This is a genomic window from Methylorubrum podarium (assembly GCF_022179745.1).
Taxonomy (GTDB): Bacteria; Pseudomonadota; Alphaproteobacteria; order Rhizobiales; family Beijerinckiaceae; genus Methylobacterium; species Methylobacterium podarium.
This window is the reverse complement of the sequence record NZ_BPRD01000170.1, coordinates 1-8,218: the sequence shown is the minus strand read 5'-3', so window position 1 is coordinate 8,218 and position 8,218 is coordinate 1. Positions and strand designations below refer to the sequence as shown.

4 protein-coding genes and 1 pseudogene are annotated in these 8,218 nt (G+C 65.4%); 2 read left to right on the top strand and 3 right to left on the bottom strand.

The features are described 5' to 3' along the window. Positions 1–872 (bottom strand): putative HlyD family type I secretion protein (locus MFF42_RS09000; protein ID WP_238255427.1); only part of this gene is annotated, 872 nt, incomplete at its 3' end. A gap of 4 nt (positions 873–876) precedes the next feature. Next, a complete protein-coding gene (locus MFF42_RS08995) occupies positions 877–3,036 on the bottom strand; it encodes a type I secretion system permease/ATPase (protein WP_238255426.1) in 2,160 nt (719 codons plus the stop codon). Positions 3,037–5,380: 2,344 nt separating this feature from the next. Here MFF42_RS08995 and MFF42_RS08990 point away from each other — a divergent pair. Together MFF42_RS08990 and MFF42_RS08985 are read left to right on the top strand one after the other, a co-directional pair. After that, positions 5,381–7,330 (top strand): histidine kinase, encoded by a 1,950-nt coding sequence (locus MFF42_RS08990; protein ID WP_238255425.1) that lies wholly within the window; start codon positions 5,381–5,383, stop codon positions 7,328–7,330. Positions 7,331–7,406: 76 nt separating this feature from the next. Next, positions 7,407–8,024, top strand: a pseudogene (locus MFF42_RS08985) (response regulator); the annotation flags it as partial. Here the strand turns inward: MFF42_RS08985 and MFF42_RS08980 are convergent. After that, positions 7,934–8,185 carry a LuxR C-terminal-related transcriptional regulator gene (locus MFF42_RS08980; RefSeq protein ID WP_238255428.1) on the bottom strand — a complete coding sequence of 84 codons (252 nt, stop codon included), beginning with the start codon at positions 8,183–8,185 and terminating at the stop codon, positions 7,934–7,936. The pseudogene MFF42_RS08985 and the gene MFF42_RS08980 sit on opposite strands and share 91 nt — an antisense overlap. Positions 8,186–8,218: the final 33 nt, after the last annotated feature.

The following is an 8,218-nucleotide window of genomic DNA, read 5'->3' as shown; positions in this document are numbered from 1 at the left end:
CGCAGGGCCTGCTCGGCCAGCGCCAGCCGCTGCAGCGCCTTCACCCGCGCCTCCGCCGCCTCCTTCAGGAACTGCGCCCGCGTCTGCGCCCGCTTCTGCTCCAGCCCGGCGATCTCGGCCCGCAGCTGGCGGTCCTGCTCGGGCAGGCTTCGGCCCTCCGCCCGCTTGTCGATCAGGTCGGTCTGCGCCTGCAGCAGGGTCAGCTTCGAGGTGTTGCCCCGCTCGTACAGCCCCTTCTGCGTCTCGTAGCGGTCCGCCGCCAGCGGCGTCAGCTCGGCGTTGCGGCCCGCATCCACCGCCTTGGCGGCCAGCGCCGCGCGCTTGTCAGCGATCTCGCTGCCCAGTTCCGCCAGCCCCGCCCGATGCGCGGAAAGCTGCAGCCGCACCTGCGTCTGGGTCGCGGCGAGCAGGCCCGGATCGACCTCCGGCAGCGGGGCGATGGTCGGATCGTCCGACTCGCTCAGCAAGAGGCGTGCGGCCTCCGCGTCGAGGATCGCCTGCATCCGCTCGGTGCGGGTCGCCTCGAGGTCGGCCGAGGCGTCGGTCGGGTCGAGGTCGATCAGCACCTGCCCCGCCGTGACGTGGTCGCCCTCGGCCACGTGGATCGCCTTGACCACGCTGGTCTCCAGCGGCTGCACCAGCTTCACCGCTCCCACCGGCACCAGCCGGCCCGGCGCGGTGGCGACGATCTCGATCCGGCTCAGGCAGGCCCAGCTCACAGTGCCCGCCACCAGCGCCACCACCGTCCAGGCGGCGGCCCGCAGCGTCGGCGAGGGCGGGGTCTCCAGCAGTTCCAGATGCGCCGGCAGGAAGGCCCGTTCGATCCGGCCCGCGCCCTCCGGGCTTGCGTCCAGGGTGATCACGTCGCCCATGGCTCTAAACTCCCGCCGCCGCGACGAGGCCGGCGTAGAGGCCGCCGGGGCGCGCCGCGAGATCCGTATGGCAGCCCTCCTCCGCGAGCTGCCCGCGCTCCATCACCAGGATCCGGTCGGCGCCCCGCACCGTCGAGAGCCGGTGGGCGACGACCAGCACGGTGCGGCCCCGGCAGATCGCCCGCATGTTGGCCTGGATGATCCGCTCCGACTCGTAGTCGAGCGCGCTCGTCGCCTCGTCGAAGATCAGGATGCGCGGATCGGTGGCCAGCGCCCGGGCGATGGCGATGCGCTGGCGCTGCCCGCCCGAGAGGTTGGCCCCGCGCTCCTCCAGCACCGTGTCGTAGCCCTGCGGCAGTTCGAGGATGAAGTCGTGCGCGCCGGCGAGCTGCGCCACCGCGATCACCCGCTCCATCGGCAGCGACGGGTCGGCAAGCGCGATGTTCTCGCGCACCGTGCGGGCGAACAGCACGTTCTCCTGCAGCACCACCCCGACCTGCCGCCGCAGCCAGACCGGATCCATCAGCGCGAGGTCGATGCCGTCGACCAGCACCTTGCCGCGCTCCGGCCCGTGCAGGCGCTGGATCAGCCGGGTCAGGGTCGACTTGCCCGAGCCGGAGCGGCCGACGACGCCGACCACCTCGCCGGGGCGGATGGCGAGATCGACCCCGCGCAGGATCTCCGGCCCGTCCGGCCGGTAGCGGAAGCTCACCCCCTCGAACCGGATCGCCCCGGCGAGCGGCGGCAGGTCCTGCCGGGTGCTGGCTTGGCCGAGTTCGGTCGGCGTGTTCAGGATGTCGCCGAGGCGCTCGACCGAGAGGCGGAACTGCTGGAAATCCTGCCACAGCTGCGCCAGCCGCAGCACCGGCTGGTTGACTTGGCCCGCCAGCATGTTGAAGGCGACCAGCGCGCCGATGGTGAGGCGGCCCTCCATCACCGCGTGCGCGCCGAACCACAGCACCGCCGCGGTGGTGAGCTTGGCCACGAACTGGATCGCCTGGCTGCCGGCGGCGGCGAGCGCCACCACCCGGAACGAGGCGGCGATGTAGGCGGCCAGCCCCTCGTCGAAGCGGCGCCGCGCCTGCGGCTCGACCGCCATGGCCTTGAGCGTCTCGATCCCGGCGAGGCTCTCGACCAGGAAGGCCTGCTGGGCCGCGCCGCGCCGGAACTTCTCGTCGACCCGGCCGCGCAGCAGCGGGGTCAGCGTCAGGCTCAGGGCGGCGTGAAGCGGCAGCCCCAGCACCACGATCAGGGTCAGGAACGGGCTGTAGACCAGCATCACCGCCAGAAACAGCACCGAGAAGACGAGATCGACCGTCAGCGTCATCGCCGAGGAGGTCAGGAACTGGCGGATGTTCTCCAATTCCCGCATCCGCGCCACGGTCTGCCCCGTTGGGCGGGCGCCGAAATAGGCGATCGGCAGGGCGAGCAGGTGCCCGAACACGCGCGCGCCCAGCACCGCATCGAGCCGGCTCGTGGTGTGGGCGAACAGGTAGGTGCGCAGGTATCCGAGCAGCGCCTCGAAGGCGGTGACGGCGACGAGGCCGAGGACGAGCACGTCGAGGGTGGTCAATCCTTTGTGGACCAGGACCTTGTCGACCACGACCTGGAAGAACAGCGGCGTGACGAGGCCGAGGAGCTGGATGACGAAGGAGACGGCGAGCACCTCGCCGAACAGGGCCTTGAAGCGCGTGGCGGCGGCCAGGAACCAGGCGAAGCCGAAGCGATGCGGCGCGCCCTCGGCCTCCGCCTCGCGCGGCGACAGCAGGATGAGATCGCCGGCCCAGGCGGCGGCGAGGTCGGCCTCGTTCCACACGGTCGGCGCCGCGCCGGGGCGCTGGATCAAGGTGCGGCCGGGCTGATGCCGGGCGAGGACGAAGAACAGGCCGGCGCGGTCGCGTCCGATCGCCGGCAGCGGCGTGCGGGCGAGGCGGCCCGCGCCCGACCGCACGGCCCGGGCGCGGAAACCGTTGCGGCGGGCGGCGAGAACGAGTTCGTCGAGGGCGAGCGGTCGGCCGGGCCGGCCGTGGTCGTGCAGCAGGCGGGAGAGATCGAGCGCACACCGATGCAGCGCGGCGACGAGCGCGAGCGCGGCGGCGCCGCTGTCGGGCGCCGGCTCCGGTGGGACCGCCGGAGGTGCCAGGTTGAGGGTCTGGGCCGGCACGGCCTTCTCCCATCTTGATAGGAGCCGATACGACGTGCCCGCACGTCGCCGTGCGGGCGCGGGGCTCGACCTGTGGGTCGGGCGGGCGTCACGAGGCAAACCATGAGAGGGGAACCGGGCGCGGACAGCGTCCTGGGCTCCATCGCCGGACGGAGAGGCACTGGCGTACCGCCAGCGTCGCGCCGCTCAAGTCAGACCGTCGACCTCGATCGTCAGTGCACCCTCGTCGGTGTAACCCGGCTGCGGGGAGCAGACGATTGACGTGGTCGGCCGCTCCCGCGTGCTGCAGCCTGTGCGTGCGTCGAAGGGGAAGATCTGCGAGGACGCACACCTCTCCGCCGTCGTCACTGACGGAGCGCTAGAAGCTTCGAGCAGCTGCGGCTCATCGCTTTCGCCCCATTGCAGGTCGAATTGGCAGCGTCGAAGGACGCGATCTTCTACGTGATACGCTCGGTCGTGAAGGCCGAACCAGCCTGGGCGAAGGCCGGAACGACAGCACGAAGGAGGATCGGAGAAAGGCGGCTCAACGGCATCCCAGTGGGCTCCACGGGAAGTCTGGCGTCGCAGCGGCGTCAGGCAACCCTGGGTTAGCTCTGCTTTATCGACGCGTCACCCTGAAAGTGGGTCGATCACGGAAATGTGATCAATTGTTGCCAAAATATATCTGACTGTGTAATAATCGTTCGGGCATTTACTTGGATCTCAAACTACGAGAGAGCTCTGTGCTCTGTTCAAGCTACAATGATGTCGATGCAACCAGATCCGGTTGCATCAGGGGATGCTCACGAAAGGCGGCATTCGCCCGCCCCCTCTTTTGTGAAGAGGATGCGTCCCGCACCCTAGGGTGCTCGCAGCTTCTCTGTTGATTGGGCGACCATCGGTCGCCGATACCGTTGCTGTTTCTTCAGATAAAGCTGATTCTCTGGACCCAATAGTTGATAAGTTTACGGTACGCGCTCTCACTGGTGGGAATTTCTTGCCAATAATCAGTCGTTTCATCGCGACTGAACCGCCCTGAATTGCCGGGGATTCCAACTTTTGAGTGGAGGGAGCCATGCCGAAGCATCACACCCCTTTCACCGGAAGCCCGCGAGGGTGCGGTCTCGATGGCCGGCGTCGTGCCACACGAGGCAGATGGAGACGCCCGCAAGAGTTCTCCAAACAGGTCCTGATAAATTATCTTGAGAACTCAATCATATACGTGTTCGCGCTTTTGTTCTGAATGGCACGCGACAAGCGGCGGAGGGGCTGTTCAAGCGCCGGCAATGTGTCCGCGGATGCGGACGGCGTGCGGCGCTGTTGCGGCGCATGTGCCGCGAGCGCGCCATCAGTGGCCTTCTACGAAGAGCGCCAGCCCGACACCCCAACTTGTCCAGCGGCCATCGCGGTGAGTCGATCATGGCATTTAGCCGAAGCGCTCGGGCGCTGCGTTCAAGGCGGCGCGCAGTTCGCCTACGAGGCGCGATCCGGCGCGCTGCGTTGCGCCAGTGTCGCCCGCAATCGGTCAAGCGGCAGCAGATCGGCCACGAGAGCTCGGCGACCGGCATGTCGTGCGTGTCCATACGGGATCGTCCGGCCCGATCAGCCCGCCGGACCCTGGCGCCCCCTTTCGAGCCGCGAGAGTAGCGGTGCACCTGCCCCAAGCCCGAAGTGCCGCTCCGCAGCATCATCGCGCCGCTGTGAGTGCTGCGGCTCGCACGTCCGGCGAGCCGGATCGGGTCCGTGATCACCCGTGGCGGCGTGACAGGATTTTGTGCTTTCGGTCTGGCCTGCACCGCCTCGAACTCATCTGAGGCGATGATAAGTGGCGCTGCGATGGGGATGTAACCCGCGTTCGGTTTCGCCGTTGCGTCTTCAAGCAGAGATTGTCAGAGCCATCCCGCCCACAAGGATCCGGTTCATTAAAATGCCGTGGATCGTGCCCGCGCTTAAGCGAGCGGTGGCGCGCATGCGATCACCCCCCTTCGTTCCCGTAGCGGCAGATCGGCTTCACGCCGATCGGACCAGACCGTCCATCGCCGTGCCGGTTGAACTGCACGATCACCCGGACCGTATCAGCCTCTGCCGGGTCAACGATCAGCTGCCGCACGTCCGACCGTGGCCGCCCGGCATGACTTAACGTCGATCTATGGTGCTTTGCCTCGTTTTCGTTAAGTTGTCTGAGAGTGGCACGAGCGTAGCCAAACAAAGTTACCATAATGAGGTCACGTAACCGGCTGTCAGGCGGCTGACAGAGCATCGGAGGCGACGGATGAATAGGCTCCGATATGCCTTCTTCGCCTTGCGAATTTCGCCGGCCTCACGGGCGGCTGGCTTAGTACGCTCGATTACGCTCACTCAAAGCTTGGCGGTTCTTGTTCCTACACTCATCTTCGCCCTTGTTGCCTGGACCACTTACGGCCGCTGCGAAGCCGCCGTTGAGGACGAGCTGCGCCGTTCGTCGCGGTTCCTGGCAGGCGAGGTGCAGCGCTTTGTCGAGAGCTCGGCAAGCATCCTACAAGACTTGGACCGGACGATCGCCGTCCAATCGATAGCGCAAATCGCTACATCCGGCCTTTTCCAGCGCTGGCCTCCGAGTTCGAGCGAAACGCTCACAGCCTACACGCTGGTTGCGATCGTAGATCGTGATGGAAGGATGTTGAGTGTCAACACGGGCGAAGCGCCCAATCTCATTTCCGTTGCCGATCGCGAGTATTTCACCCGTGCGAGGGACGAATATACGAATGTAATTTTCGTTGGAGTGCCTGTCGCTGATCGTATTAAAGGCACAGCATCGATTCCGATCAGTCATCGACCGAATAAAGCGGGCGATTTCCGAGGCGTAGCCCTCGTGACTGTCTCTCAGCAAGCTCTGCACGATATGCTGACGCCCGAGGGTGCGCCTCAATCCGATAGGATCGCGCTGATCCGTGATGATGGGCAATTGCTCGCGTTGGAGCCGAGACGATGGCCGCCTGCGAGCATCACGGAGAGCGCAGAGAAGGGGCAGCCGCGCCTGCCTCGCGATGACGTCTACCTTCCTGGCCACGCTACGAATCCGGGTTTGTTATTCGGCCAACTGAGCGCGGTTCAGCGCGTACAAGGCACACAGCTGAAAGTCGTCGTCGCTCGCGCGAGATACATCGCACTGCGACCGTGGCTCTACGACATGATGGCGCTTCTGACGATCTTCGTAGCCGGAAAGGTCGGGCTCGTTGCGGCGATCCGCAAGGCGGAAGCGAAATCCCGAGAAATCATCTCCGCCAACCGCCGTCTGCAATCGACTCTGGACACGCTGTCAGCCCACGTCGCCATCATCGACCGGAGCGGGCACGTGGTCGCGCTGAATGAAGCGTGCCGACGATTCGCTGTTTGCCATGCCGGCAGCCAGTCCGGACTTGCCGTGGGGGCGGATTACCTCACAACCTGCGGGTACGCGGTTCAGAATCCTGACCACGGTGAGGTAGGGCGCGCGCTCGAGGCCGTCATTGCCGGCCGGTTGTCCGAGTTCCGGGCAACTTACCCGTACTGTCCAGCAACCGGTGACCTCTTTTGGTTTCGCCTCAGGGCGACGAACTTCGCTGTGAACAGCTCGGAAACCTTGGTGGTGGTCGTTCATGAGGACGTGACGGACATCATGCGTTCCGAGACGGCACTTCGGCGGGCGACTGGTCAGCTGCTGCACCGTCAAGACGACGAGCGGCGCCGTATTGCACGGGGTCTCCACGACTCGACCGCGCAGGACCTGATTGGCGCCGAATGGGAGATCAAGCTGGCGCGTGACAGCCTGCAGCGGCAACCTGATCACGTGGACAAAGCGCTCGAACGCGCCCGGGACTTGATCCACACGAGCATCGAGGAGCTTCGTACACTTGCCTACCTGCTTCATCCACCCATGCTCGACGAAGCCGGCCTTCCGAATGCTTTGCGTTGGTTCCTAGGTGGCTTCGAACGGCGCACCGGGATCACGGTGACGGTCGTCATCGATGCGGATGTCGATGCCTGCCGCCTTCCAACCGAGATCGAGGTCGCACTCTTTCGCGTCGCCCAGGAAGCGCTCACCAACGTGCATCGTCACGCGGGCGTTCGCGTCGCCCGATTGGAACTGAGGATGGAGCAGGGACAGCGCTCCGTCGTGCTCCTCATCCGGGATGACGGTGAGGGGCTCGCTTCCGAACAGGGGCGGGAACCGGGCAGCGCCCTCGGAGGGACCGGCATCTTGAGCATGCAGGAACGGCTGCGTGCGCTCAACGGCCACCTCAGCATCCGTTCCGGCCGAGGTGGAACCGAAGTTCGAGCGACGGTGAAGCTTTAGAGGTCTGTAGCGCGCCCGCGATCGAACATATCGGTCATTTCTTGGCAAAAATTGGTCGATTCACGATCATAAGATAATGCTCGAACGCATGCATGATCGAACATGCCGACCCTGCATGGTCATCGAGGATGGCAATCCGATGCAGATCAAGAAGATTGCTTCAGATAATCTGCCATCGGGCCTCTGCGCCGAGGCAGCGGTTCGGATCGTGATCGCGGACGATCATCACGTGGTCCGCCGTGGGGTGCGCGCCATCTTGGAATGCCGCGCGAACTGGGAAGTCGTCGCCGAGGCGGTCGATGGAGCGGAGGCTCTCGAAATCGTCGAGGCGGAGAAGCCGGATGTGGCCATCATCGACTACTCCCTACCGATCATGAACGGCGCCCAGCTGACCAAGCGTATTCGGGCGATCAGTCCTCAGACGGAAGTCCTGATCTTCACCATGCACGACAGCGAGGTCTTGATACGCGACGTGCTCAAGGCCGGTGCGAAGGGTTATCTGGTCAAATCCGATGCCGAGGATTTGTTGGTTCGCGCCGTTGAAGCCTTGAGTCGGCGCCAGCCATACGTCACGGACTGGTTCAACCGGGCCCTGCTCGACCGCTATCTCGCGAGCCCTGAAGAGCCCGGTGAACTCACCTGCCTCACGGCTCGCGAGCGTGAAGTCGTCCAACTCGTTGCCGAGGGTAACTCCAGCAAAGGGGTCAGCCAAGTCTTGGACATCAGTCCCAAGACTTGGCTGACCCCTTTGCTGGAGTTACCCTCGGCAACGAGTTGGACGACTTCACGCTCGCGAGCCGTGAGGCAGGTGAGTTCACCGGGCTCTTCAGGGCTCGCGAGATAGCGGTCGAGCAGGGCCCGGTTGAACCAGTCCGTGACGTATGGCTG